The organism is Candidatus Pelagibacter sp. uisw_138, assembly GCF_059512485.2.
Window position 1 is genome coordinate 708,201 of the sequence record NZ_CM183453.2, and the last position, 24,198, is coordinate 732,398.

At 31.7% G+C, this 24,198-nt stretch carries 32 protein-coding genes; all 32 read right to left on the bottom strand.

Features of this window, described 5'->3' with window-relative positions:
- Positions 1 to 4: 4 nt before the first annotated feature.
- The 32 genes from secY to secE all read right to left on the bottom strand — a co-directional run bounded on the left by secY (position 5) and on the right by secE (position 24,194).
- The gene (gene secY / locus AC5YGC_RS03775; protein WP_496138950.1) at positions 5 to 1,285 is read right to left on the bottom strand and encodes a preprotein translocase subunit SecY; all 1,281 of its coding nucleotides are present in this window, start codon (positions 1,283 to 1,285) and stop codon (positions 5 to 7) included.
- 10 nt (positions 1,286 to 1,295) lie between these two features.
- A complete protein-coding gene (gene rplO, locus AC5YGC_RS03780; protein WP_496138951.1) occupies positions 1,296 to 1,757 on the bottom strand; it encodes a 50S ribosomal protein L15 in 462 nt (153 codons plus the stop codon).
- Positions 1,757 to 2,269 (bottom strand): 30S ribosomal protein S5, encoded by a 513-nt coding sequence (gene rpsE, locus AC5YGC_RS03785; RefSeq protein ID WP_496138952.1) that lies wholly within the window; start codon positions 2,267 to 2,269, stop codon positions 1,757 to 1,759. The genes rplO and rpsE overlap by 1 nt, the downstream gene beginning before the upstream one ends.
- A 2-nt stretch (positions 2,270 to 2,271) precedes the next feature.
- Positions 2,272 to 2,628 carry a 50S ribosomal protein L18 gene (rplR, locus tag AC5YGC_RS03790; RefSeq protein WP_415285736.1) on the bottom strand — a complete coding sequence of 119 codons (357 nt, stop codon included), beginning with the start codon at positions 2,626 to 2,628 and terminating at the stop codon, positions 2,272 to 2,274.
- Complete coding sequence (rplF, locus tag AC5YGC_RS03795; RefSeq protein WP_415289719.1) at positions 2,628 to 3,167, bottom strand: 50S ribosomal protein L6; 540 nt, start codon at positions 3,165 to 3,167, stop codon at positions 2,628 to 2,630. The genes rplR and rplF overlap by 1 nt, the downstream gene beginning before the upstream one ends.
- Positions 3,167 to 3,562 carry a 30S ribosomal protein S8 gene (gene rpsH / locus AC5YGC_RS03800; RefSeq protein WP_271492411.1) on the bottom strand — a complete coding sequence of 132 codons (396 nt, stop codon included), beginning with the start codon at positions 3,560 to 3,562 and terminating at the stop codon, positions 3,167 to 3,169. The genes rplF and rpsH overlap by 1 nt, the downstream gene beginning before the upstream one ends.
- Before the next feature lie 10 nt (positions 3,563 to 3,572).
- Positions 3,573 to 3,878, bottom strand: coding sequence for a 30S ribosomal protein S14 (gene rpsN / locus AC5YGC_RS03805; protein WP_271492416.1), 306 nt, complete (start codon positions 3,876 to 3,878; stop codon positions 3,573 to 3,575).
- 2 nt (positions 3,879 to 3,880) lie between these two features.
- The gene (gene rplE, locus AC5YGC_RS03810; RefSeq protein ID WP_496138953.1) at positions 3,881 to 4,435 is read right to left on the bottom strand and encodes a 50S ribosomal protein L5; all 555 of its coding nucleotides are present in this window, start codon (positions 4,433 to 4,435) and stop codon (positions 3,881 to 3,883) included.
- Positions 4,435 to 4,683 carry a 50S ribosomal protein L24 gene (rplX, locus tag AC5YGC_RS03815; protein WP_496138954.1) on the bottom strand — a complete coding sequence of 83 codons (249 nt, stop codon included), beginning with the start codon at positions 4,681 to 4,683 and terminating at the stop codon, positions 4,435 to 4,437. Before rplX ends, rplE begins: the two co-directional genes overlap by 1 nt.
- 1 nt (position 4,684) lies before the next feature.
- Positions 4,685 to 5,053 (bottom strand): 50S ribosomal protein L14, encoded by a 369-nt coding sequence (rplN, locus tag AC5YGC_RS03820; protein ID WP_496138955.1) that lies wholly within the window; start codon positions 5,051 to 5,053, stop codon positions 4,685 to 4,687.
- Positions 5,050 to 5,286: a 30S ribosomal protein S17 gene (gene rpsQ / locus AC5YGC_RS03825; RefSeq protein ID WP_271492425.1), complete on the bottom strand. Its 237-nt coding sequence runs from the start codon at positions 5,284 to 5,286 to the stop codon at positions 5,050 to 5,052. The genes rplN and rpsQ overlap by 4 nt, the downstream gene beginning before the upstream one ends.
- A complete protein-coding gene (gene rpmC / locus AC5YGC_RS03830; RefSeq protein WP_496138956.1) occupies positions 5,279 to 5,470 on the bottom strand; it encodes a 50S ribosomal protein L29 in 192 nt (63 codons plus the stop codon). Before rpmC ends, rpsQ begins: the two co-directional genes overlap by 8 nt.
- 1 nt (position 5,471) lies before the next feature.
- Positions 5,472 to 5,882 (bottom strand): 50S ribosomal protein L16, encoded by a 411-nt coding sequence (gene rplP / locus AC5YGC_RS03835; protein WP_496138957.1) that lies wholly within the window; start codon positions 5,880 to 5,882, stop codon positions 5,472 to 5,474.
- A 2-nt stretch (positions 5,883 to 5,884) separates the two neighbouring features.
- The gene (gene rpsC / locus AC5YGC_RS03840) at positions 5,885 to 6,565 is read right to left on the bottom strand and encodes a 30S ribosomal protein S3 (RefSeq protein ID WP_271492433.1); all 681 of its coding nucleotides are present in this window, start codon (positions 6,563 to 6,565) and stop codon (positions 5,885 to 5,887) included.
- Complete coding sequence (gene rplV / locus AC5YGC_RS03845) at positions 6,549 to 6,947, bottom strand: 50S ribosomal protein L22 (RefSeq protein ID WP_496138958.1); 399 nt, start codon at positions 6,945 to 6,947, stop codon at positions 6,549 to 6,551. The genes rpsC and rplV overlap by 17 nt, the downstream gene beginning before the upstream one ends.
- 2 nt (positions 6,948 to 6,949) lie before the next feature.
- Positions 6,950 to 7,243 carry a 30S ribosomal protein S19 gene (rpsS, locus tag AC5YGC_RS03850; protein WP_271492437.1) on the bottom strand — a complete coding sequence of 98 codons (294 nt, stop codon included), beginning with the start codon at positions 7,241 to 7,243 and terminating at the stop codon, positions 6,950 to 6,952.
- A complete protein-coding gene (gene rplB / locus AC5YGC_RS03855; protein ID WP_415271253.1) occupies positions 7,243 to 8,088 on the bottom strand; it encodes a 50S ribosomal protein L2 in 846 nt (281 codons plus the stop codon). The genes rpsS and rplB overlap by 1 nt, the downstream gene beginning before the upstream one ends.
- A 3-nt stretch (positions 8,089 to 8,091) precedes the next feature.
- Positions 8,092 to 8,385 (bottom strand): 50S ribosomal protein L23, encoded by a 294-nt coding sequence (gene rplW / locus AC5YGC_RS03860; RefSeq protein ID WP_415312819.1) that lies wholly within the window; start codon positions 8,383 to 8,385, stop codon positions 8,092 to 8,094.
- Between the two features lies 1 nt (position 8,386).
- On the bottom strand, positions 8,387 to 9,010 hold the full coding sequence (gene rplD, locus AC5YGC_RS03865) for a 50S ribosomal protein L4 (protein ID WP_496138959.1): 624 nt from the start codon (positions 9,008 to 9,010) through the stop codon (positions 8,387 to 8,389).
- Positions 9,010 to 9,720, bottom strand: a complete 711-nt coding sequence (gene rplC, locus AC5YGC_RS03870) for a 50S ribosomal protein L3 (RefSeq protein ID WP_496138960.1) — start codon at positions 9,718 to 9,720, stop codon at positions 9,010 to 9,012. The genes rplD and rplC overlap by 1 nt, the downstream gene beginning before the upstream one ends.
- 2 nt (positions 9,721 to 9,722) lie before the next feature.
- Entirely contained in the window at positions 9,723 to 10,031 is a 309-nt protein-coding gene (rpsJ, locus tag AC5YGC_RS03875; protein WP_271492964.1) for a 30S ribosomal protein S10, read from the bottom strand.
- Positions 10,032 to 10,036: 5 nt separating this feature from the next.
- Positions 10,037 to 12,115 (bottom strand): elongation factor G, encoded by a 2,079-nt coding sequence (fusA, locus tag AC5YGC_RS03880; protein ID WP_496138961.1) that lies wholly within the window; start codon positions 12,113 to 12,115, stop codon positions 10,037 to 10,039.
- A gap of 6 nt (positions 12,116 to 12,121) precedes the next feature.
- Positions 12,122 to 12,592 carry a 30S ribosomal protein S7 gene (rpsG, locus tag AC5YGC_RS03885; protein WP_415277708.1) on the bottom strand — a complete coding sequence of 157 codons (471 nt, stop codon included), beginning with the start codon at positions 12,590 to 12,592 and terminating at the stop codon, positions 12,122 to 12,124.
- Positions 12,593 to 12,594: 2 nt separating this feature from the next.
- Complete coding sequence (gene rpsL, locus AC5YGC_RS03890; RefSeq protein ID WP_169036396.1) at positions 12,595 to 12,966, bottom strand: 30S ribosomal protein S12; 372 nt, start codon at positions 12,964 to 12,966, stop codon at positions 12,595 to 12,597.
- 175 nt (positions 12,967 to 13,141) lie between these two features.
- Positions 13,142 to 17,311 carry a DNA-directed RNA polymerase subunit beta' gene (rpoC, locus tag AC5YGC_RS03895; protein ID WP_496138962.1) on the bottom strand — a complete coding sequence of 1,390 codons (4,170 nt, stop codon included), beginning with the start codon at positions 17,309 to 17,311 and terminating at the stop codon, positions 13,142 to 13,144.
- Positions 17,312 to 17,313: 2 nt separating this feature from the next.
- A complete protein-coding gene (gene rpoB, locus AC5YGC_RS03900; protein WP_496138963.1) occupies positions 17,314 to 21,405 on the bottom strand; it encodes a DNA-directed RNA polymerase subunit beta in 4,092 nt (1,363 codons plus the stop codon).
- Between the two features lie 54 nt (positions 21,406 to 21,459).
- Positions 21,460 to 21,825 carry a 50S ribosomal protein L7/L12 gene (rplL, locus tag AC5YGC_RS03905; protein WP_496138964.1) on the bottom strand — a complete coding sequence of 122 codons (366 nt, stop codon included), beginning with the start codon at positions 21,823 to 21,825 and terminating at the stop codon, positions 21,460 to 21,462.
- A 27-nt stretch (positions 21,826 to 21,852) separates the two neighbouring features.
- Positions 21,853 to 22,353 carry a 50S ribosomal protein L10 gene (gene rplJ / locus AC5YGC_RS03910; protein ID WP_502314039.1) on the bottom strand — a complete coding sequence of 167 codons (501 nt, stop codon included), beginning with the start codon at positions 22,351 to 22,353 and terminating at the stop codon, positions 21,853 to 21,855.
- Positions 22,354 to 22,358: 5 nt separating this feature from the next.
- Positions 22,359 to 23,048 (bottom strand): 50S ribosomal protein L1, encoded by a 690-nt coding sequence (gene rplA / locus AC5YGC_RS03915; protein ID WP_496138966.1) that lies wholly within the window; start codon positions 23,046 to 23,048, stop codon positions 22,359 to 22,361.
- Positions 23,048 to 23,473: a 50S ribosomal protein L11 gene (gene rplK, locus AC5YGC_RS03920; protein ID WP_496138967.1), complete on the bottom strand. Its 426-nt coding sequence runs from the start codon at positions 23,471 to 23,473 to the stop codon at positions 23,048 to 23,050. Before rplK ends, rplA begins: the two co-directional genes overlap by 1 nt.
- Entirely contained in the window at positions 23,473 to 24,003 is a 531-nt protein-coding gene (gene nusG, locus AC5YGC_RS03925; protein ID WP_415285749.1) for a transcription termination/antitermination protein NusG, read from the bottom strand. The genes rplK and nusG overlap by 1 nt, the downstream gene beginning before the upstream one ends.
- Complete coding sequence (gene secE / locus AC5YGC_RS03930; protein WP_006996799.1) at positions 24,003 to 24,194, bottom strand: preprotein translocase subunit SecE; 192 nt, start codon at positions 24,192 to 24,194, stop codon at positions 24,003 to 24,005. The genes nusG and secE overlap by 1 nt, the downstream gene beginning before the upstream one ends.
- Between the last annotated feature and the right edge of the window lie 4 nt (positions 24,195 to 24,198).

Sequence of the window (24,198 nt, forward strand, 5' to 3'; positions counted from 1 at the left end):
TTTGTTATTTTCCGAATTTTGTTTTTTTAATTAATTGCTCATATTGAGAGCTCATCAATCTAGTTTGGATTTGTGTAACAGTATCAATTGCAACTACAACAACAATTAAAATAGAAGTTCCACCTAGGTAAAAGGGTATTGGATAATTAGCAATTAAAAATTCTGGCATTAAGCAAACTATTGTTAAATACAGTGCACCTATTGTTGTAAGTTTTGTTACAATTTTATCAATATACAAAGCAGTGTTTTCACCTGGTCTAATCCCAGGAACAAAGCCACCATATTTTCTTAAATTATCAGCAGTCTCAGTTGGATTAAATGTTATCGATGTATAGAAAAAAGTAAAAAATATTATTCCAGAAGCATAAAGTAACATGTAAAGAGGTTGTCCTTGTGTAAAGTATGAACTTAAGTTTAAAAATGTGTCATTGTCTGAAAAACTAAAATTAGAAAAAGTTACAGGTAATAGCAATAAAGCTGATGCAAAAATTGCTGGTATAACTCCAGCTTGGTTAATTTTTAAAGGTAAATGAGAAGATTCACCACCATACATTTTATTTCCCATTTGTCTTTTAGGATAGTTTATTAAAATTTTTCTTAATGCTCTTTCCATGAAAACAATGAACATTATTGTTGCAACTAATAATACAAAAATTCCAATAATCATAAATGTAGATACTGCACCAGTTCTACCAAGTTCAAATGTAGTAACTAAAGCACGTGGAATTTCAGCAACAATACCAGCAAAAATAATCAATGAAATACCATTACCAATACCTCTTTGTGTTATTTGTTCACCAAGCCACATTAAAAACATTGTACCAGCAACAATTGTTGATACCGCTGTTACAGTAAAAAATAACCCTGGATTAATAACTAAGTCGGCAGAAGATTGTAAACCTATAGATAATCCATAACCTTGAATGGTAGCAAGAACAACTGTTCCATACCTTGTGATCTGAGTAATTTTTGCTCTTCCAGTTTCACCTTGTGCCTTTAAATTTTTAAAATAATCAGATACGCCAGTTAACAATTGAACTATAATTGAAGATGAAATATATGGCATGATCCCAAGTGCAAATATAGCCATTCTACTTACAGCTCCACCTGAAAAGACGTTAAACATCCCAAGTAATCCTTTTTGATTACCGCTCATCATTGTTTGTAATTGTTCAGGATCAATACCTGGAATTGGTACAAAAGTACCAAATCTATAAACTACTAGAATAAATATTGTAAAAAGTATTCGATTTTTAAGATCATTAGTTTGAGAAGATGCACTCATAATATCTTAATTATTTTTTTAATTGTATTGTGCCGCCAGCTTTTTCTAATTTAACTACAGCAGCTTTTGATATTAGATCAGCTTCAATGCTAACTTTATCTTTAATGTCTCCTGTGCCAAGTATTTTTAATTTTTGAGAATTCTTGTTAATTAATTTCAATTTTATAAGCAAAGCTATGTTTATAACATCGCTTGAATTAATAGTTTTTTCATCAATGTACGATTGAATTTTTTCTAAATTCATTATTGCTATAACAGCTTGATATCTCTTAATTGCATTAAAGCCTCTTTTGGGCAATCTTCTATATAAAGGCATTTGACCACCTTCAAAAGCTTTGATAGCAACACCAGATCTAGATTTTTGACCCTTAACTCCTCTACCAGAAGTTTTACCTTTTCCAGAACCGATACCTCTACCAACTCTCATTTTCTTTTTATATAAAACTTTTCCAGTAGTATTTAATGTGCTCATTATCCTCTTTTTTCGATTACGTCAGAAATTTTTTTATTTCTAATTGTTGCTATATGTTTTGGTGAATTTTGTTTTGAAAGAGCCTTCATTGTAGCTCTTATCATGTTATGAGGGTTTGATGTGCCCATCGATTTAGCAACTATATCTTTAATTCCTAAAACTTCACAAACTGCTCTCACGGGACCCCCAGCAATGATACCAGTTCCTTTTGGAGCTGACCTTAAAATAATCTTACCTGCCCCATCTTTACCATAAACATCATGGTGTATAGTTCTACCCTCTCTTAAAGGTATATGAATTAATTTTCTTCTAGCGGTTTCATTTGCTTTTTTAATTGCATCTGGAACTTGTTTAGCTTTAGCATGAGCTATACCAATTTTGCCTGCTTGATCTCCTACAACAACTAATGCTGAAAAACCGAATCTACGTCCACCTTTTACAACTTTAGTAATTCTATTAATGTGAACTAGTTTTTCTAAAATTCCATCGTCAATTTTTTTTTTAAAATCCATAATTAAAATTCCATTCCATTTTTACGTAACGTTTCAGCAAATGCCTTAACTCTACCATGATATTTATAAACACCTCTATCAAAATAAATTTTTGTTATTTTTTTTTCTACAGCTTTTTTTGCTAATTTTTCAGCAACAATTTTAGAAATATCCGTTTTATTAACTTTGCTCATAGCTTTAATATCTTTTTCGATTGAAGAGGAAGAAACTAGAGTGATATTTTTTACATCATCAATTATTTGAGCAGATATATTTTTTGAAGATCTTGAAATACTTAATCTTAATCTATCAGGAGAAGAAACCTTTTTTACTTTATTGGTTACTCTGAACTTTTTTCTTTCAATTGCATTTAATTTCATTATTTTTTCTTTCCTTCTTTTCTTAATATATACTGTCCTTTTTCTCTAATCCCTTTACCTTTGTAAGGCTCAGGTTTTCTAAAAGATTTAATCACAGAACAAACCATACCAACTTGTTGTTTGTCAGATCCACTAACTTTAACAGTTGTTTGTTTTTCAACAACAATCTTAATACCCTCTGGTATATCAAAATTTATATCATGACTATAACCAAGCTGTAGATTTAATTGTTTTTCTTTTAGTGCAGCTCTATAACCAACACCAACTAACTCTAATATTTTTTCATATCCAGTGCTAGAGCCAATAACAGCGTTGTTTATTAAACTTCTATTCATTCCCCATAGTCTTTTTGAATTTTGGTCAACTTTTTTTGGTTTGATTGATATTTCTTTTCCTTCAGTAATATCAACATTAAACATTTCTAAATCAACATTAAGAGATTTTTTTCCTAATGGTCCTTCAATATTAAGCACACTACCGGATAGCACTGCTTTAACTTTTTCAGGAATGGAAATACTTATTTTACCAATTTTAGACATTAAAATACCTTACAAATTATTTCGCCACCAACTTTTTGCTTTCTAGCATCAACATCCGTCATCACACCTTTTGGAGTAGAAACTATTGCCACACCAAGCCCACCATTAATTTTCGGTAAACTGTCGGCACTTGAAAAAATTCTTCTTCCTGGCTTTGATACTCTTTCAAATGTGCTAATAACTGGATTTCCTGAATAATATTTTAGGTCTATAGATAAAACTGGTTTTTTATCTTCAGTATCAATTTTATATTCTTTAATAAAACCTTCATTTTTTAGGATATCTGCAATTTTTACTTTAAAGTTAGAAGAAGGCAGTGCAACTTTTTTATGATTTCTCACTAAAGCATTTTTTATTCTTGCGATCATATCCCCAATTGGGTCACTTAAGCTCATATATTCCTTTCTACCAGCTCGACTTCGTCATACCTGGAATTAATCCATGCAATCCTAAGTCTCTTAAAGCTATTCTTGATATTTTTAATTTTCTGTAAACACCATGTGGTCTTCCAGTAATTTGGCACCTATTCATCACTCTATTTTTTGCTGAATTTCTAGGCAAATTAGATAATTTTTGTTGTGCTTTAAATCTTTCTTCAAGAGAAATTTTCTTATCCATAATAATCTTTTTTAAAGCTAATCTTTTTTTAAACAATCTATCTGAAAGTTTAATCCTTTTATCATTTTTTTGAACTGCACTTACTTTAGCCATTTTTAATTATCTCCTTTTTTAATAAATGGAAAATTTAATTTTTCCAAAAGTGCAAAACTATGATCTTTATTCATAGCAGCAATTACAACCACCACATCAAGACCTCTAATTTTGTCTATTCTGTCAAAATTAACTTCAGGAAAAATAATATGCTCTTTAATTCCAAAAGTGTAATTACCAAATTTATCAAAACCTTTAGGTGATAGGCCTCTAAAATCTTTAATTCTAGGCAGCGCAATGTTAACCAATCTATCAATAAATTCATACATCTTGTTACCTCTTAAAGTAACTTTTAGACCTGCATTGCTACCTTTTCTTGTTTTAAAATTGGCAACAGATTTCTTAAATTTTGTAATTGTAGGTTTTTGTCCTGTAATTTTTCCCAAATCTTCTTCAGTAGATTTCATAATCTTAGCGTCAGCACCATCTAGACCTAAACCCATATTAATGACAACTTTAAGTACTTTTGGTCCTTGAAAGGTATTTTTAAATCCTAATTGCTCCTTAAGCGCAGGTTGAATTTCTTTATAATAAAGCTCTTTTAATCTTGGTGTCATTATTTTTTAGCCTCAGTTTTTTTTATTTTTTCTTTTTCATCAACAAGTGCAAGGTTTGAAATATGAATAAAGCTTTCTTTAGAAATAATTCCACCTTTTTTTTCTTTTGTAGTCTTTACATGCTTCTTCACAATATTAATTCCTTGAACTTTTGCCCTATTGTTGGGTCTGTCTATTTCAATAACTTCACCTTCTTTTTTCTTATCTCTTCCAGTTAATACTTTTACTTTAGAACCTTTTTTAATCATTTTATAATACCTCAGGGGCAAGTGAAATTATTTTCATTTGACCTCTATTTCTTAATTCTCTTGTTACAGGTCCAAAAATTCTAGTTCCGACTGGTTCACCTTTATCATCAATCAACACTGCTGCATTGTTATCAAATTTAACTTTTGAACCATCATCTCTATGAATTCCATATTTAACCCGAACTACGACTGCTTTGTGGACAGAACCTTTTTTCACTTTACCCTTAGGTATCGCTTCTTTTACAGCAACAACAATTGTGTCACCAATACTAGCATATCTACGTTTTGATCCACCTAGAACCTTAATACATTCAATTCTTTTTGCACCAGTATTGTCTGCAACTAACATTTCAGTTTGTACCTGTATCATTTGGAACCATCCATTACTTGAAATTTTTTATTTTTTGAAAACGGTTTACATTCAATAATCGAAACCTTATCTCCAGTTTTGAATTTATTATTTTCATCATGCGCATTGTATTTTTTTTGAACTTTAACAACTTTTTTTAGCACAGGATGTGAATATTTTCTCTCTACCGCTACAGTAATAGTTTTATTAGGCTTATCACTAGTAACTACTCCTGTTAATATTTTTTTAGGCATTTAATTTTCCTTTTAGTATAGTTTTTAACCTTGCTATCGTTTTTTTTGTTTGTCCAATTTTTGATGGATCTTTAATTTCAGAATTGATTCTTTGAAATCTAAAATTAAATAAATCTTTTTTCAATTTGTCTATGTTATTTAAAAGTTCGTCTTTAGATAATTTTTTTATTTCTTGTATTTTCATATTATGCAAATCTTTTTATAAACTTAGTTTTAATAGGTAATTTAGCTGATGCTTTATAAAGAGCTTCTTTTGCAATTGCTTCAGAAACACCGTCAATTTCAAATAAAATTCTACCAGGTTTAACTCTACATGCCCAATATTCAGGAGCACCCTTACCTTTACCCATTCTTACTTCAACAGGTTTTTTTGAAACTGGAATATTTGGAAAAATTCTAGTCCAAACACGCCCTTGTCTTTTCATATGTCTTGTTAAAGCGACCCTAGCAGCTTCAATTTGTTTACCAATTATTCTATCAGGGGCCATAGCTTTTAAAGCAAATGATCCATAATTAATCTTCGCAGCACGTGTAGCTGTTCCATGAATTCTACCTTTGTGAGCTTTTCTATATTTTGTCCTTACTGGCTGTAACATAATTACTCTTTAACCTCTTTAGGTTTAACTTTATTTGTTTCCTGACTAAATTCTCTTGCAAAAACTTCACCTTTGTAAATCCAAACTTTAATTCCAATAATTCCAAATGTTGTTAAAGCTTCTGCTTCATCATAATCAATATCTGCTCTCAATGTGTGGGAAGGAATACTACCCTCTCTCAACCACTCTGTTCTTGCGATTTCGTTACCACCAAGTCTACCACTTATTGCGACCTTAATTCCCTTGGCACCTAATCTCATGCAAGACTGCATGGCTCTCTTCATTGCTCTTCTGTAGGATATTCTTTTTACTAGTTGTTGTGCAATATTTTCGGCTACTAAAAAAGCATTAGTTTCAGGTTTTTTAACTTCTTTAATATTTAAAGATACTTCATTGCTTGTAAATTTAGATAAATTGTTTTTAATTTTATCAATATCACTACCTTTTTTACCAATAACAAACCCTGGTCTTGAAGTATAAATTGTAACAAAACATTTGTTTGAAGTTCTCTCTATCATTACTTTTGATACACCAGAGTTAACTACATTTTTCTTGATATAGGCTCTAATTTTAAAATCTTCAATTAAATAATTTCCAAAATCTTTCTTTTTAGCATACCAAACAGAGTCCCAACCTCTATTAACACCAAGTCTAAAACCTATCGGATTAACTTTTTGTCCCATGACTCTCCATTTGTTTTGATTCTGATAATATAATTGTAATTGTTGAATATGGTTTTAAAATTGGTGCAGCTCTACCTTTTGCTCTAGGTCTAAATCTTTTCATAACAACTTTTTTTCCACAATAAGCTTCTTTAACAATTAACTTATCAATATCATATTGATTATTATTTTCAGCATTAGCAATAGCTGATGAAACAGTTTTTCTAATCTCTCTAGTTATTCTTTTTGCAGAAAATTGTAATTCTCTAATAGCAACATCAACTTTTTTTCCAACAATTGCCTTAAGAATTGGATTAAGTTTTCTTACACTAGATCTAATATTGTTATTTACTGATCTAACTGTATCTACTTTAATTCTATTAATTTTCTTTTTCTTATTCATGTTTATTTCTTAGCTGTTGCTGGTTTTGCCTTTTTATCTGCAGGTGTATGTCCAAAAAATGTTCTTGTTGGTGAAAACTCACCAAGTTTGTGCCCCACCATATCTTCAGAAATGGTAACAGGTATAAATTTTTTTCCATTATAAATCAAAAAGCTAACACCAATAAATTCAGGAATTATAGTTGATTTTCTTGACCAAGTTTTAATTGGCATTTTTTTGGGGTCTAATTTTTGTTTTTCAACTTTTTTAATTAAGCTCTCTTCAACAAAAGGACCTTTCCATACAGATCTAGCCATTATTTTTTAGTATCCTTTCTTTTGTTTCTTCTTTTAACTATAAACTTATCTGTTCTTGCGTTAGTTCTTGTTTTTAATCCTTTTGCACCTTGACCTGTCGGTGATACTGGATGTCTACCACCAGCACTCTTACCTTCACCACCACCGTGTGGGTGATCAACTGGATTCATCACAACTCCTCTTGTATGAGGTCTTCTACCTAACCATCTTGATCTTCCAGCTTTACCAATTTTAATATTTTTTTGATCAGGATTTGACAAGACACCAATTGTTGCCATACATCTTGAATCTATTCTTCTAACTTCACCAGAGGTCATTTTAACTAATGAATAATTACCATCTAAACCACTTATAGTAACAGAGGTACCAGCGGATCTAGCTATTTTTCCACCACCACCAGGTTGTAGTTCAACGTTATGCACGTTTACACCGACTGGAATGTCTCTTAACGGCATACAATTCCCAACTTTAATCTCTTTTGCAGAGCCATTTTCAACGACATCACCAACATTAATTTTTTGAGGTGCTAAATAGTAAAAATGAGTTCCATCTTCAAACTTAATTAGCATAATATAACACGATCTATTCGGGTCATACTCAATACGCTCAACTGTACCTGGTACATCAAATTTTTTTCTATAAAAATCAACAAGTCTGTACATTTTCTTATGTCCGCCACCCGACATGTTTCTAGAAGTAATATGACCGTTGTTATTTCTTCCTCGCATTGAATTTTTAGGTTCAACTAGCATTTTAAAAGGTTTGCCTTTCCAGAGACCAGTTCTATCAACTAGAACAGTTCCTCTAGTAGATTTTGTATATGGTTTAAATGTTTTTAATGCCATTATTTAAATTCCTGTCGTTAGATCGATGTTTTGACCTTTTTTTAGAGTTATAATTGCTTTTTTATATCCTTGAATATTTACTTTTTTCCCTCTTTTAACAACTTTTCTGTTTTGCTTGTTGATTATGTTAATTTTAATAACGTTTACTTTAAAAATTTTTTCAATATTTTTTTTTAAATTAGTTTTGTTAGCTTCTCTTGGAACCTTAAATACAATTTTATTTTGCTCAGAAAGATTTGTTGTCTTTTCAGTTAGCATTGGTGATAAAATTTTATCATATAAATGTATCTTATCCATTTTAAGAATATCTCTTTTCTAGTTCTTTTATTGAACTTTCAGTAAACACAACTTTTTTAAATTTAATAATATCAAAGGCGCTAAAGTGGTTTATATCAGTAACTTTGACATTTGGTATGTTTCTCATTGATTTTTCAACTTTATCTTTTGAAATCTTATCTAGGATTATTAATGAATGAGTTAAATCAAATTTTTTAATGATTGAGTGCATTTCTTTAGTTTTCTTAATTTCAGTAGCAAAATCACTAAAGATTAATAAATTATTAAGTTTATTTTTTTCGGTAATCAGTGATGCTACGCTTAATTTTTTCTCACTTTTGTTAAGTTTTCTTTTTTTATAAGCTAGTTGCCCTTTTGGACCATGTGCTACACCACCACCAACAAATATAGGGGCTTTTCTACTGGCATGACGCGCTCCACCAGTTCCTTTTTGAGCATAAATCTTTGAAGTAGATCCAGCAATTTCATTCTGTTGTTTTGTTTTAGCGTGTCTACCTTTGTAGTTAGCATTAGTTTTGTATAAAACATTATCTACTAGTTTTTTATTTATTTTTGCTGAAAAAATTTTATCTAAAACTTCAATCGAGTCTTTTTTTCCATCTAAATTTATTTTATCAATTTTCATTATCTTTTCTTTTTATCAGGTATTTTTTTAGCCTCTTCAGCAGCAGCAATTTTTTCTTTAATAGTTAGTTTATTAATAACTTTAACTGATTGTTTGACTAATACTTCAGAGTTCTTAGAGCCTGGTATTGAGCCTTTTAAGTATAATAATTCGTTTTCTAAATCAGTTTTAATTATCTCTAAATTTAGCATGGTTCTAACTCTGTCACCCATATGACCAGCCATTTTTTTTCCTTTAAAAACTTTACCAGGGTCTTGTCTTTGACCCGTTGAGCCATGAGATCTATGTGAAACAGAAACACCGTGTGTAGCTCTTAAACCACCAAAGTTGTGTCTTTTCATCGCTCCAGCAAAACCTTTTCCAATAGTTTTTGAAGTAGTGTCAACAAATTTGACTTCATTAAAAATTTCTAAACCAAATTCATTACCTTCTTTGTATGGCTCTGTATCTTTTACTCTAAATTCTTTTAATTTTTTCTTTGCTTCAGTATTTTTTTTAGCATACATGCCCTTCATTGCTTTTGTAAGTTTTGAGCTTTTAATGTTGCCAAAACCTAATTGTATAGCTTTATATCCACGTTTATCTTCTTCAATCACACTGATAACTCTAGCTTTTTCCATTTTAATTACTGTAACTGGAACTAAACGACCAGTATGGTAAAACTCTCTTGTCATACCTATTTTTTTTCCAACTAAAGCTATTTCAGTCATAATTAAATTTTTATCTCCACATCGACACCAGACGCTAAATCTAGTTTCATTAAAGCTTCTACAGTTTGAGGTGTAGGTTCAATGATATCAATCAATCTTTTATGTGTTCTTGTTTCAAATTGCTCTCTACTTTTTTTATCAATGTGAGGTCCTTTTAAAACTGTATATTTTTCAATTCTAGTTGGTAGTGGTATTGGCCCTTTAACTGTAGCACCCGTTCTCTTAACAGTGTTTACAATTTCTTCGGTAGAGGCGTCTAAGATCTTATTGTCGTAAGCTCTTAATTTAATTCTAATGTTTTGTTTTTCCATAATATTTATCCAGCAATCTTTTTAGTTACTTCATCCTGCACGTTTTGTGGGACTTTAGAATAATGATCAAAGAACATTGAGTATTGAGCTCTTCCTTGAGACATTGATCTTAAGCTGTTTATATATCCAAACATATTCGCTAAAGGAACCATTGCAGTTATAACGGTCGCATTTCCTCTGCTTTCTTGCTCACTTATTTGGCCTCTTCTACTATTTAAATCACCAATAACATCACCCATGTAATCTTCAGGAGTTACAACTTCAACTCTCATTACTGGCTCTAATAATTTCAATCCACCTCTAGTACAAGCTTCTTTAAAGCAAGCTCTACCAGCAAGTTCAAATGCAAGCACACTAGAGTCAACATCATGGTGTAATCCATCTAAAATTGTAACTTTGAAATCAATCATGGGAAATCCAGCTAGAATTCCACCGTCAGATATTGTTTCAATACCTTTCTCAACACCTGGAATAAACTCTTTAGGAATTGATCCACCTTTAATTTTGCTATCAACCTCTCTACCTTTGCCTGGTTCTTGAGGTTCTACTAAAAGTTTAACTTTTGCAAACTGTCCTGCACCACCACTTTGTTTTTTGTGTGTGTATTCAAACTCAGATGCGTTTTGAATAGTTTCACGGTAAGCAACCTGAGGTGCTCCAATATTTGCTTCAACATTAAATTCTCTTTTCATTCGATCAACAATAATATCTAAGTGTAATTCCCCCATACCTTTGATTATTGTTTGACCAGATTCTTCGTCTGAAGTTACTCTAAATGAAGGATCTTCTTTTGCTAATCTAGCTAAGGCTTCACCCATTTTTTCTTGGTCAGCTTTTGTTTTAGGTTCAACTGCAATTTCAATTACTGGCTCAGGAAACTCCATTGGCTCAAGTAAAACTGGGTTAGCCTCATCACATAAAGTGTGACCAGTTATTGTGTATTTAAGACCAGCTAATGCAACGATATCACCAGCATTTGCCTCTTTAATATCTTCTCTAGAATTTGCATGCATTAAGAGCATTCTGCCAACTCTTTCCTCTTTTTCTTTTGAAGTATTATAAACAGCAGTTCCAGTTTTAATTGTTCCAGAGTAAATTCTTATAAAAGTTAATGATCCAACAAATGGATCGTTCGCAACTTTAAAAGCTAAAGCTGAAAAACCAGCTCCATCATCAAATTTCATTTCTTTGATATCTTCAGTTCCTGGTATCGTTCCATTAATTGAACCAATATCAATTGGGCTTGGTAAATAATTAATAACAGCATCAAGTAAAGGTTGAACACCTTTGTTTTTAAATGCTGAACCAGTAGTTATCGGGACAAAGCTGAAATTTAGTGTTCCTTTTCTTATACATTTAACTAAATCTTCTTCTTTAATTTCCTCACCATTTAAATAGCTTTCCATTAATTTTTCATCTTGCTCTACAGCAGTTTCAACAAGTTCAGTTCTATATTTTTGAGAAATCTCTTTTAAATCATCAGGAATCTCTTTGTATTCCCACTCTGCACCTAAGGCTTCATTTTTCCAAACCTGGGCTTTCATCTTAACTAAATCAACAACTCCAACTAGATCTGCTTCCATACCAATTGGTACTTGTATAACCAAAGGTTTGCAACCAAGTCTATCTCTAATCATATCCACACATCTATAAAAATCTGCACCAGTTCTATCTAGTTTATTTACAAAGCAAATTCTTGGAACTTTATATTTATCAGCTTGTCTCCATACTGTTTCTGATTGAGGCTCAACACCTGCAACACCATCAAAAACACATACAGCACCGTCTAAAACTTTTAATGATCTTTCAACTTCAATGGTAAAATCTACGTGACCAGGAGTATCGATAATATTAATTCTATGATCATTCCAAAAACAGGTAGTTGCAGCTGAAGTAATTGTGATTCCTCTTTCTTGTTCTTGCTCCATCCAATCCATTGTTGCTGCACCATCATGAACTTCACCAATTTTGTGACTTTTTCCAGTATAGTATAAAATTCTTTCAGTAGTAGTGGTTTTACCAGCATCAATATGAGCCATAATTCCAATGTTACGATATGTGTCTAATGTATTAATTCTAGCCATAATTTTTTACCACCTAAAATGAGCAAAAGCCTTATTCGACTCAGCCATTTTATGCACATCTTCTCTTTTTTTAACTGCTGATCCTTTTTTTTCATACGCATCGTACAGTTCATTAAAAATTTTATCAGACATATGTTTATCTTTTCTTTTTCTTGAAGCATCAACTAGCCATCTAATCGCAAGTGCTTGAGCTCTGTTAGATTTTACTTCAACAGGAACTTGATAGGTTGCACCACCAACTCTACGAGATCTAACTTCTACAGTAGGTTTGATATTGTTTATTGCTTCGTTAAATACATTAATTGGCTCTTCTTTAGTTTTTGATTTAATTTTTTCAATTGCTTCATATACAATTTTTTCAGCAACAACTTTTTTTCCATCGTACATAATTGAGTTAATTAGTTTTGGAATAATAGTTGATTTAAAAATCGGATCTGGAGTGACAACTTTTTTTGGTTGCGTTTTTTTTCTAGACATAATTATTTACCTTTTTTAGTTCCATACAAAGATCTACGTTTCTTTCTATTTGCAACTGCTTGTGTATCTAGATTTCCTCTGAGAATATGATAACGAACACCAGGTAAATCTTTAACCCGACCACCTCTAATTAAAACTACTGAGTGCTCTTGAAGGTTATGCCCTTCACCACCAATGTAAGCTGTAACTTCAAAGCCATTTGAAAGTCTAACTCTTGCAACTTTCCTTAATGCAGAGTTCGGTTTTTTAGGAGTTGTTGTGTAAACTTTAAGACACACACCTCTTTTTAAAGGTTGTTTTTCAAGTGCAGGAACTTTATTTCTTGCAACTGGTCTAGTTCTTTTCTTTCTTAACAACTGGTTAATAGTTGGCATAAATTTTTTTAATTAATTAATTAATTTATTTTTGAATGAAAATAACTGACAGGTTATTTTGTGGCAGCGTTTAGTTCCGTAAAGTAGGTACTACATTCCAACCAAAAACATCGTTAAAATACTATTAAATCTCTGATTGTCAAACTAAAACTACAAGTCAAACGTGTTTTTTTAATTAATTAGCAGGAGTTTCTGTGGCTTCTACAGGCTCAATTTTTTCCTGATCAGCTAAAAATTTATTGTCAGCTGCAATGGCATTTTCATTCCATTTATTCTTGATATGGCCAGTTCCAGCTGGAACCAATCTACCAACAATAACATTCTCTTTTAAGCCATTTAAAGGGTCAACTTTACCTTTAATCGCGGCATCAGTTAAAACTCTTGTAGTTTCTTGGAATGAAGCGGCAGAAATAAATGACTCTGTTTGAAGTGACGCTTTAGTAATACCCATTAAAACTCTTTCACCAGATGCAGGATTTTTTCCTTCAGCAACTAGTTTTTCATTTGCATTATCAAACTTAATTCTGTCAATCATTTCACCAGGTAAATAAGACGAATCACCAGACACTTTAATTTCAACTTTTTTAAGCATTTGTCTTAATATTGTTTCAATGTGTTTGTCATTAATAATAACACCTTGTAATCTATAAACTTCTTGAACTTGATTAACAAAATATTCTGTTAAATCTTTAATGCCTAAAATTCTCAAAATATCATGAGGTAAAGGCTGACCATCTAATAGGTACTCACCTTTTTTAATTTTCTCACCTTGGTTAAAGTTGATATGTTTACCTTTGGGTATTAAATAATTTGAAGGTTCTCCATCATCTGGTTGAATTGAAATTTTTTGTTTACCTCTAACTTCTTTACCAAATAACACTTGTCCATCATTCTCAGCAATAATTGCACTATCTTTTGCTTTTCTAGCTTCAAATAATTCAGCTACACGTGGTAATCCTCCAGTAATATCTTTTGTTTTAGTTGTTTCTTTTGGAAGTCTTGCAATTATATCACCAGCAAATATTTTTTGACCATCTTTAACAGAAAGAATTGAATCAGGTACCAAGTAGTACCTTGCTTCATTGTCGTCAGCTTTCTTAATTACATTACCCTTCTCATCTCTTAAGGTAATTCTTGGTTTTAAATCTGTGTTTTTAGATTGCGCTCTCCAATCAACAACTGATTTAGAAGAAATTCCAGTAGCATCATCAGTTGTCTCTTGAATAGAAACACCATCGATTAAATCTACATAACCAGCAATACCACTTTTTTCTGCAATAACTGGAGTTGTATAAGGATCCCACTCACAAATTTTTTCATTAGCTTTTATTTTATCACCATTTTGGAAAAATAATTTTGATCCATAAGCAACTTTATAAATTGCAACTTGAACACCGTTATTATCTTCAATTGATAGTTGGGTGTTTCTTCCCATAACAATTAGATTTTTCTTAGAATCTTCTAATAAATTAGTGTTAATAATTTTCAAAGTACCTGCAGATTTTGAAACAATTTCAGACTCTTGCTTAACAGAAGCGGTACCACCAACGTGGAAAGTTCTCATTGTTAACTGAGTACCAGGCTCACCAATTGATTGAGCTGAAATCATACCAATTGCTTCACCAACGTGAACCATTTTTCCTCTAGATAGATCTCTTCCATAACAAGTAGCACAAACACCAATTTTAGAGCTACAAGTCATAACTGAATAAGCTTTGATAAATTTAACACCAGCTGCATCAATTTTATCGCAACCTGATTCATCAATCATAGTTTCTTTTTTAATAACCACTTCACCTGTAATAGGATTTTTTACTTCAAAAGCTGTAACTCTACCAAGTGCTCTTTCTGATAAACTAACAACTACGTTTCCACCTTCTAAAATTTCTGCTAACTCAATAAACCCTGGATTATCACATTTAATTTTTGAAATTGTAAGGTCTTGAGCTACATCACAAAGTCTTCTAGTTAAATAACCTGAGCTTGCAGTCTTTAGGGCTGTATCAGCTAAACCTTTTCTGGCTCCGTGCGTTGAATTAAAATATTCTAAAGCAGTTAAACCTTCTTTAAAGTTAGAAATAATAGGTGTTTCAATAATTTCACCAGATGGTTTTGCAATAAGACCTCTCATACCAGCTAACTGTTTCATTTGAGCAGCTGAACCCCTAGCTCCACTATCCGCCATCATAAATACTGAGTTAATCTTCATGCCATCAGGAGTACTTTCCGTAGCAGAAATACCTCTCATCATTTCACCAGCTACTTTGTCAGTACATTTTGACCAAGCATCAACTACTTTGTTGTATTTCTCACCTCTAGTAATTAAACCTTCTGAATATTGATTTTCATAGTCAGCAATTAATTTTTTAGTGTCATCAATCAATTGTCCTTTGTTTGCAGGAATAACCAAATCATCCTTACCAAAAGAAATACCTGCTTTAAATGCATGTTTGAATCCTAAATCTTTTAAATGATCACAAAAAATAACTGTAGTTTTCTGACCACAAAATCTAAAAACACTATCAATAATTTCTGAAACAGTTTTTTTAGGAAGCAGTCTGTCTATCATTGAAAAAGTTATGTCTTTATTTTTTGGTAATAAATTAGCTAATAAAAATCTTCCAGCAGTTGTTGTGTGTTTTTCAACCCTTTTATTACCCTTCTGATCAAGTGTTTCGAACCTTGAAACAATAGTAGAGTGTACTTTTATCTGACCCGTTGATAAAGCATGCTCAATTTCATCATTATCTATAAAGTAACCATCTGGCTTTTCCGTTTGAAAAGGTGCTTGAGATAAATAGTAAAGACCTAAAATCATATCCTGACTTGGTACTATGATAGGTTTACCATTTGATGGACTTAAAATGTTGTTCGTTGAAAGCATTAAAATTCTAGCTTCTAGTTGAGCCTCTAAACTTAGAGGAACGTGGACAGCCATTTGGTCACCATCAAAATCAGCATTAAAAGCTGCACAACATAACGGGTGTAATTCAATTGCATCTCCCTCAATTAACTTAGGTTCAAAAGCTTGAACCCCCAGTCTGTGAAGCGTTGGTGCACGATTTAGTAAAACCGGGTGTTCTCTTACAATAAGTTCTAACGCATCCCAAACAGCATTAGTTTCTTTTTCTACTAATTTTTTTGCTTGTTTAATTGTAGAAGCTAATCCTAATTTATTTAATCTGGCATACAGAAATGGCTTGAATAATTCTAAAGCCATTTTTTTCGGTAAGCCACACTCATGAAGCTTAAGGTCAGGACCTACAACAATTACAGATCTTCCTGAGTAATCAACTCTTTTTCCTAATAAGTTTTGTCTAAATCTACCTTGCTTACCTTTAAGCATCTCTGCTAAAGATTTAAGTGGACGTTTACCAGTTCCAGTAATTACTCTTCCTCTACGACCATTATCAAATAAAGCATCAACAGACTCTTGAAGCATTCTTTTTTCATTTCTAACGATAATGTCAGGAGCTTTTAAATCCATCAATCTCTTAAGACGATTATTTCTGTTTATAACCCTTCTATAAAGATCATTAAGATCAGATGTTGCAAATCTTCCTCCATCTAATGGAACTAAAGGTCTTAATTCAGGTGGTATAACTGGTATCACAGTTAAAATCATCCATTCAGGTTTTTGACCAGTTTCTATAAAAGACTCGATTAACTTAAGTCTTTTTATCGATCTTTCTTCATTAACTTTAGATTTTGTTTCTTTAATTGTATTAATTAAAATTTTTCTTTCTTGCTCAAGGTCCATAGACTTAAGAATCGATAAAATCGCTTCAGCACCTATACCAGCTTCAAATGATTCTTCACCAAACTCATCTTGGTATTTTGCTAGTTCTTCTTCGTTAAGTAATTGGTTTTTTTGAAGACCAGTTAAACCAGGCTCAATAATTATGAAATTTTCGAAATAAAGAACTCGCTCAACTTCTTTTAGCTTCATGTCGACGGCTAAGGAAATTCTACTAGGTAATGATTTTAAAAACCAAATGTGAGCAACAGGAGTAGCGAGATTTATGTGACCCATTCTCTCTCTTCTTACGTTTGATTTTGTTACTTCGACTCCACATTTTTCACAGATAATTCCTCTAAACTTCATACGTTTGTATTTACCACACAAGCATTCGTAATCTTTTATCGGTCCAAAAATTCTAGCACAAAATAAGCCATCTTTTTCTGGTCTAAAAGTTCTGTAGTTAATAGTTTCAGGTTTTTTAATTTCACCATACGTCCAAGATTTAATTTTTTCAGGGCTAGCTAAAGTAATTTTAATGCTATTAAAATTTTGCGCTTCAGAAACTTCACTATTTTTAAATAAGTCTGTTAATTCTTTTTTCATATTTAATTTAACTCAATGTTTAGTGCTAATGATTTAATTTCTTTAACTAGTACGTTGAATGATTCAGGTATTCCTGATTCAAAGTTTTCTTCACCTTTAACAATTGTTTCGTAAACCTTAACTCTTCCAGCAACATCATCAGATTTAACAGTTAATATTTCTTGTAGAGTATAAGAAGCACCATATGCTTCAAGAGCCCAAACTTCCATTTCACCAAATCTTTGACCGCCTAATTGAGCTTTACCGCCCAAAGGTTGCTGAGTTACAAGACTGTATGGTCCCGTAGATCTTGCATGAATTTTATCTTCAACAAGGTGATGAAGTTTTAACATATAGATAATTCCAACAGTTACTGGTCTATCAAACATTTCGCCTGTTCTTCCATCCCATAAATTGGTCTGTCCAGACGTTGGTAATTTAGCTAATTCAAGCATTTCAGAGACGTCTTTTTCTTTAGCTCCATCAAATACTGGAGTCGAAATTGCTATACCATTTTGTAGATTTTCACATAAATCTGCAAATTCAGTCTTGTTTAATTTGTCAATACCTCCATCAAAAACTTCTTTTCCATAAACTGATGTTAAAAAGGATGAAATTTTTTGAGTTTTTTCAAATTTTTTATTATTTTCATTTACTAATCTTTTAACTTCTTCACCAAATTCTTTACAGGCCCACCCTAAGTGTGTTTCTAAGATTTGACCTACGTTCATACGACTGGGAACCCCAAGTGGATTTAACACGATATCAACTGGTCTTCCATCTTCTCTATAAGGCATATCTTCAACGGGTACAATTTTACTAACTACACCCTTGTTTCCATGTCTACCTGACATCTTATCACCAGGTCTTAATCTTCTTTTAATTGCAACAAAAACTTTTACCATTTTCATAACACTTGGTAATAAATCATCACCACTTCTAATTTTTAAAACCTTATCTTCAAATCTTTCTTGAATATCTTGTTTTGCTTGATTGTATTGATCTTTTAATTGGGCAATACTTGCTTCATCATTAACATTACCTACTGTTATTTTGAATACATCATTAACGTTAATCTTGTTAATTATATCAAAGTCAAGTTTGGCACCTTCCTCTAAATCTTTAATTTTTTTAGTTAAAGAAGCACCAGACAAAATCTGGTTAGCTCTTTGCTTTATACTTCTTTCTAAAATTTCTTCCTCTACGATCTTATCTTCTTGAACAATTTCAATTTCTGCTCTTTCGATTGTTATAGATCTTTCATCTTTTTCTATTCCATGTCTGTTGAATACTCTAACATCAACAATCGTTCCACTGCTACCTCTAGACATTTTTAAAGATGTATCAGTTACGTCAATTGCTTTTTCACCAAAAATTGATCTTAATAATTTTTCTTCAGGTCCTGATGCTGAATCACCTTTTGGTGTAACTTTACCAACTAATATATCTCCAGCTTTTACTTCAGCACCAATATAAACAATCCCAGATTCATCAAGATTTTTTAAAGCTTCTTCGTTTACATTTGGAATATCTCTAGTGATTTCTTCTTCACCTAACTTTGTATCTCTAGCCATAACTTCATATTCAACGATATGAACTGATGTAAATACATCGTCTGTAACGCATCTTTCTGAAATTAGAATAGAGTCTTCAAAGTTGTAACCTTGCCAAGGCATAAATGCTACAGTCACGTTTTTTCCAAGTGCTAATTCACCTAGTTTAGTAGATGGTCCGTCAGCAATAATATCACCTGACTTAACTTTATCACCTACTCTAACAAGTGGTTTTTGGTTAATGCATGTGTTTTGGTTTGATCTTTTAAATTTTTGTAAGTTATAAATATCTACACCTGATTTTGTGAAATCTGTTTCTTCAGTTGCTTTAATTACAATTCTTTTTCCATCAATTTTATCAACTGTACCATCACGATTAGCAACTATAGTAACACCTGAGTCAAGAGCTACATCACTTTCAATACCAGTACCAACTAATGGAGATTCCGGTTTTAAAAGAGGGACTGCCTGTCTCATCATGTTAGATCCCATTAGGGCTCTGTTCGCGTCATCGTTTTCTAAGAAAGGGATTAGTGATGCTGCTACAGAAACCAACTGTTTAGGTGAAACATCAATGTAATCAATTTTCTCAGGTTTTGATAAAACAAAGTTTAAGTTTTCTCTGCAAGGAACAAGTTCTTCTAAAATTTTTCCATTTTTATCAAGTTTGGCGTTAGCTTGTGCGATTGTGTATTTTGTCTCTTCCATCGCTGATAGATACTCAACTTTATCTTGAACTACACCACTCTCTACTTTTTTATATGGGCTTTCAATAAAACCATATTTATTAATTTTAGCATAGGTAGATAAACTATTAATCAAACCAATATTTGGTCCTTCAGGCGTTTCAATTGGACAAATTCTTCCGTAGTGAGTTGGGTGAACATCACGAACATCAAATCCAGCTCTTTCTCTTGTTAGACCACCTGGTCCTAAAGCTGAAACTCTTCTTTTGTGAGTAATTTCAGATAGTGGATTTGTTTGATCCATAAATTGAGAAAGTTGTGAACTTACAAAAAAATCTTTAAGGGAAACCGTTAAAGGTTTTGCATTAATTAAATCTTGTGGCATTGCTGATTCAATATCAAGAGTTGTCATTTTTTCTTTAATAGCTCTTTCCATTCTATAAACACCAATACGAGCTTGGTTTTCAACAAGTTCACCAACAGACCTTACTCTTCTGTTACCTAGATGATCAATATCATCAACTTCATCTTTACCATCTCTTAAATCTAACATTTTGTGAACAATGGCAATTATGTCATCATTTCTTAAAATTGTAATTTTGTCAGAACATTCAAGGCTCAATCTTGAGTTCATTTTAACTCTACCTACATCTGAAAGGTCATACCTATCTGAACTAAAGAATAAGTTGTTGAATATTTGTGTGGCAATCTCAACTGTTGGTGGTTCACCTGGTCTTAAAACTTTATAAATTTCAGTAATTGCATCATTTTTAGAATTATTTTTATCATGTAATATTGTTGATAATAAATAAGAACCTTTATTGATAGAATTTGTAATAGAAATCTCAATTGAGTTTATGCTAGCTTCTAAAATTTGTTTGATAATAGTGTCATTTAGCTCAGTGCCAATTCCAAAGGTTCCCTCTTCTTCATCGTCGCTAACTTTAACTTCATTATGTAAATATTTTCCAATTAAAGATTCTTGAGATACTAAAATATCTTTAAGTCCATCAGTAGCTAGTTTTTTTGCACTTAAAAAATTAATTTTATCACCAAGCTTAATTACAACGTTTCCAGTTTTAGCATCGGTAACTTCTTCAGAAAAATTTTTAGCTTTATAATTTTCAGAATTAAATTTAGTCTTCCATTTACCTGTTTTTCCATCAAATGAATAAATTTCTTTATCGTAAAACTCATCGGCTATTTCAGATTTAGTTAAACCTAAAGCCATCAAAAGAGTTGAAGCAAATATTTTTTTCTTTCTATCTATCTTGAAATATAAGAAATCTTTAACATCGTATTCTAAATCTAACCAAGATCCTCTGTTAGGAATAACTCTACAATTAAATAATAATTTACCACTTGCATGTGATTTACCTTTATCATGATCAAAGAAAACTCCAGGACTTCTGTGCATCTGGTTTACAACAACTCTTTGAACACCATTAGTTATAAAAGTTCCACTGTCAGTCATCATAGGCACTTCACCCATGTAAACTTCTTGTTCTTTTGCAGATAAAATATCTTTAGTATTATTTTCTTGATCTATCTCGTAGACAACCAATCTTAAAGTACATTTTAATGCTGAAGTAAAAGATAATCCTCTTTGGATACATTCTTCAGTATCAAATTTTGGTTTTTCAAGTCTATAAGAAACGTATTCCAATGTTGCTTTATCATTTAGATCCTCTATTGGAAAAATACTTTTAAAAACCCTATCAAATCCTTTTGATAAATCCCCTGCTTCACTATCAAAGTCTGTAAGTTGTTTGTATGAGTTTTTTTGAACTTCAATTAAATTTGGAATAGATAATGTTTCTACAAGCTTTCCAAAGCTTTTCCTTACATTTTTCTTTTGAGTAAAAGATAGTTGCATTTATAAATAGTTACCAATTAAAAATAATCAGTAATTAAGTTCTTTCTAATTAATTTATTTAAGTTCTACTTTTGCGCCGGCTGCTTCTAATTTTTCTTTAAGCTCTTCAGCATCTTTTTTATTAACACCAGATTTTACTTCTTTCGGTGCACCTTCAACTAAATCTTTTGCTTCTTTAAGACCTAAAGATGTTGCTGCTCTAACTTCCTTAATAACATTAATTTTTTTCTCACCTGCAGAAATTAACATAACTGTAAAATCATCTTTTGCTTCTTCTGCTGCTCCACCTGCTGCTGCTGCTGGTGCTGCTGCAGCCATAGCTGTAACGCCCCATTTTTCTTCAAGTTGTTTTGAAAGTTCAGCTGCTTCAACAACAGTTAAATTTGATAGGTCTTCAATAATTTTATTTAGATCAGGCATATTTTTTTTTACTCTTTAGGTTGTTTTTTAAGAATTTTCTGGGCTCAAACTACTCATTTTTTCGGAACGTGCAAGTAAAATACTCACAAATTTTGACGCTGGTGCTGCTAGAATACCCACGATATTTGCTCTAGCCTCATCTAGTGTTGGCAAATTAGCTACATTCTGAACTCCAGCTTGGTCTAAAATATCGCTACCCATAATTCCACCCAAAAGCCTCAAATTTTCGTTTGTTTTTGCAAATTTAGATAAAATTCTAGCTGACATTATAGCATCATCAGAAAAAGCTACTGCAGTAGCTCCTGTAAATAAACTAGAAAGTTCCTTACACTTAGTTTTTTCAAGTGCAATTTTAGTAATTTTATTTTTAGTTATAGTAAACTTGATGCCATGCTCTCTCATTTGAGATCTAAGCTCATCAAGTTGAGACATTGTAAGACCTTGATAGTGAGTTACCAATACAGCTTCATTATTTTGAAACTGATTTTCCATTTCACTAATGTAATTTTTTTTTTGTTCTTTGTTCAGCATAATTATATGACTTTTCCTAATTTAACTTTATACGAAACACCCATACTAGATGTTACAAAAGTATTTTTAATTAAATCACCTTTTAAAGTAAGGTTACCTTTTTCTTTTTCTAAAGTGTCTAAAATAGTATAATAATTTTTTAATAGCTGATCGTCATGAAAAGATTTTTTTCCAATGCTGACACCAATGTTTCCATCTTTATCGTTTCTAATTTCAGCTTGACCAGACTTAGCATCAGTTACCGCTTGTTTGACATCATCAGAAACAGATCCAAGTTTAGGATTGGGCATAAGACCTTTTGGTCCTAAAACTTTTCCAAGTTTTGAAAGTTTAACCATCATACCTGGCGTACAAATTAATTTTTCAAAATCTAACTCACCTGCTTTAATTTTATCAATAAACTCATCGCTTCCAACTATATCTGCACCTGCGTCCTTAGCGTCTTGTGCTTTATCATCCTCACATACAACGGCGACTTTTACTTTTTTACCAGTTCCACCAGGTAAATTAACTACTGTTCTAATATTGACTTCACCTTTTTTTTGTTTGTTATTAACTTGAAAAGATAGATCGATAGACTCATCAAATTTTGTAGTACAGTTCTTTTTAACATCTGATAATAATTTTTCTATCAATTCAGAAACTAGATCCTTAGTTTTTTCTGGTAATTTTTTAAATCTCTTTGATGCCATTAGTCTTTAACCTCTATACCCATTGATCTTGCAGAGCCCGCAATGATTTTTACAGCTTGTTCTAAACTATGTGCATTAAGATCTTTCATTTTTTGTGTTGCAATTTCTTCTGCTTGTTTTTTTGTAATCGATCCAGCTATACTTCTGCCAGGTTCTTTTGATCCACCTTTAAGTTTTGCAGCCTCTTTAATAAAGTGAGATGCTGGTGGAGATTTAATTTCAAAATCAAATTTTTTATCTTTGTAAACTGTAATAATAACTGGGATTGGTTTTCCAGCTAATGCTTTAGTCTTATCATTAAATGCTTTACAAAATTCCATTATGTTAATTCCACGTTGACCTAATGCAGGACCAACAGGTGGAGCAGGATTAGCCTGTCCTCCTATAATTTGTAATTTTATATATCCGCTAATTTCTTTTGCCATTAACTTGCTTTCTCTACTTGGTTATATTCTAAATCAACTGGTGTTGGTCTTCCAAATATTGAAACTGAAACCTTAAGTCTTGATTTCTCTTCATCTATATCTTCAACCATACCACTGAATGATGCAAAAGGACCGTCAACAACCTGAACTTTTTCACCAATGCTGTATTCTATACCAGATTTTGGCTGAGCTACACCATCTTTTATTTGTCCTAAAATTTTTTCTATTTCTTTATCAGAAACAGGAACAGGAATACCTTTTGAACCTAAAAATCCACTAACACGCTTTAAATTTTTAATCATATGATAAAGATCATTGTCCATTTCACTTTTAATTAAAACATAACCAGGAAAGTATTTCTTTTTTCTCTGAATTCTTTTTCCTCTTTTTACTTCTGTTACATCATGTGTAGGAACAACAATTTCTTCAATTTTATCAGAAATTTTTGCTTTTTCAGCTTCTTCTTTAATTAATCCAGCAACCTTATTCTCAAAATTTGAATGAGATTGAACAATATACCAATTTTTCATTAAATACTTACCTTTAGTAAAGCTTCCAATAAAAATTTAAGCACTTGATCAAGAAGTAAAAAGAAAAGAGACATAATAACTGCCATAGCAAATACCATTAATGCACCTTGCATGGTCTCTTTTCCAGTGGGCCAAGAGACTTTGAAGGCTTCTTGTTTAACTTCTTGGATAAATTTTATCGGGTTTTTCATAATA

What these genes read in the sequence shown, in the direction of transcription:
- rplC (WP_496138960.1), bottom strand. Translation starts at nt 9,720, where the DNA reads ATGACTGAAATAGCTTTAGTTGGAAAAAAAATAGGTATGACAAGAGAG.
- rplW (WP_415312819.1), bottom strand. Translation starts at nt 8,385, where the DNA reads ATGGATAAGATACATTTATATGATAAAATTTTATCACCAATGCTAACT.
- rplB (WP_415271253.1), bottom strand. Translation starts at nt 8,088, where the DNA reads ATGGCATTAAAAACATTTAAACCATATACAAAATCTACTAGAGGAACT.
- rpsC (WP_271492433.1), bottom strand. Translation starts at nt 6,565, where the DNA reads ATGGGACAAAAAGTTAATCCGATAGGTTTTAGACTTGGTGTTAATAGA.
- rplR (WP_415285736.1), bottom strand. Translation starts at nt 2,628, where the DNA reads ATGAAATTAAATGCAATTGAAAGAAAAAAGTTCAGAGTAACCAATAAA.
- rpsQ (WP_271492425.1), bottom strand. Translation starts at nt 5,286, where the DNA reads ATGCCTAAAAAAATATTAACAGGAGTAGTTACTAGTGATAAGCCTAAT.
- rplK (WP_496138967.1), bottom strand. Translation starts at nt 23,473, where the DNA reads ATGGCAAAAGAAATTAGCGGATATATAAAATTACAAATTATAGGAGGA.
- secY (WP_496138950.1), bottom strand. Translation starts at nt 1,285, where the DNA reads ATGAGTGCATCTTCTCAAACTAATGATCTTAAAAATCGAATACTTTTT.
- rpsE (WP_496138952.1), bottom strand. Translation starts at nt 2,269, where the DNA reads ATGGATTTTAAAAAAAAAATTGACGATGGAATTTTAGAAAAACTAGTT.
- rplD (WP_496138959.1), bottom strand. Translation starts at nt 9,010, where the DNA reads ATGAAAATTGATAAAATAAATTTAGATGGAAAAAAAGACTCGATTGAA.
- rplO (WP_496138951.1), bottom strand. Translation starts at nt 1,757, where the DNA reads ATGAGCACATTAAATACTACTGGAAAAGTTTTATATAAAAAGAAAATG.
- rplE (WP_496138953.1), bottom strand. Translation starts at nt 4,435, where the DNA reads ATGACACCAAGATTAAAAGAGCTTTATTATAAAGAAATTCAACCTGCG.
- rpmC (WP_496138956.1), bottom strand. Translation starts at nt 5,470, where the DNA reads ATGAAAATACAAGAAATAAAAAAATTATCTAAAGACGAACTTTTAAAT.
- rpsH (WP_271492411.1), bottom strand. Translation starts at nt 3,562, where the DNA reads ATGAGCTTAAGTGACCCAATTGGGGATATGATCGCAAGAATAAAAAAT.
- rpsS (WP_271492437.1), bottom strand. Translation starts at nt 7,243, where the DNA reads ATGGCTAGATCTGTATGGAAAGGTCCTTTTGTTGAAGAGAGCTTAATT.
- rplV (WP_496138958.1), bottom strand. Translation starts at nt 6,947, where the DNA reads ATGAATAAGAAAAAGAAAATTAATAGAATTAAAGTAGATACAGTTAGA.
- secE (WP_006996799.1), bottom strand. Translation starts at nt 24,194, where the DNA reads ATGAAAAACCCGATAAAATTTATCCAAGAAGTTAAACAAGAAGCCTTC.
- rplA (WP_496138966.1), bottom strand. Translation starts at nt 23,048, where the DNA reads ATGGCATCAAAGAGATTTAAAAAATTACCAGAAAAAACTAAGGATCTA.
- nusG (WP_415285749.1), bottom strand. Translation starts at nt 24,003, where the DNA reads ATGAAAAATTGGTATATTGTTCAATCTCATTCAAATTTTGAGAATAAG.
- rpsJ (WP_271492964.1), bottom strand. Translation starts at nt 10,031, where the DNA reads ATGGAAAAACAAAACATTAGAATTAAATTAAGAGCTTACGACAATAAG.
- rpsN (WP_271492416.1), bottom strand. Translation starts at nt 3,878, where the DNA reads ATGGCTAAAGTAAGTGCAGTTCAAAAAAATGATAAAAGGATTAAACTT.
- rplL (WP_496138964.1), bottom strand. Translation starts at nt 21,825, where the DNA reads ATGCCTGATCTAAATAAAATTATTGAAGACCTATCAAATTTAACTGTT.
- fusA (WP_496138961.1), bottom strand. Translation starts at nt 12,115, where the DNA reads ATGGCTAGAATTAATACATTAGACACATATCGTAACATTGGAATTATG.
- rpoB (WP_496138963.1), bottom strand. Translation starts at nt 21,405, where the DNA reads ATGCAACTATCTTTTACTCAAAAGAAAAATGTAAGGAAAAGCTTTGGA.
- rplX (WP_496138954.1), bottom strand. Translation starts at nt 4,683, where the DNA reads ATGATTAAAAAAGGTTCTAAAGTAAAAGTATTAACTGGAAGAGATAAG.
- rpsG (WP_415277708.1), bottom strand. Translation starts at nt 12,592, where the DNA reads ATGTCTAGAAAAAAAACGCAACCAAAAAAAGTTGTCACTCCAGATCCG.
- rplF (WP_415289719.1), bottom strand. Translation starts at nt 3,167, where the DNA reads ATGTCTAAAATTGGTAAAATAAGTATTTCCATTCCTGAAAAAGTTAAA.
- rplN (WP_496138955.1), bottom strand. Translation starts at nt 5,053, where the DNA reads ATGATACAGGTACAAACTGAAATGTTAGTTGCAGACAATACTGGTGCA.
- rpsL (WP_169036396.1), bottom strand. Translation starts at nt 12,966, where the DNA reads ATGCCAACTATTAACCAGTTGTTAAGAAAGAAAAGAACTAGACCAGTT.
- rplP (WP_496138957.1), bottom strand. Translation starts at nt 5,882, where the DNA reads ATGTTACAGCCAGTAAGGACAAAATATAGAAAAGCTCACAAAGGTAGA.
- rpoC (WP_496138962.1), bottom strand. Translation starts at nt 17,311, where the DNA reads ATGAAAAAAGAATTAACAGACTTATTTAAAAATAGTGAAGTTTCTGAA.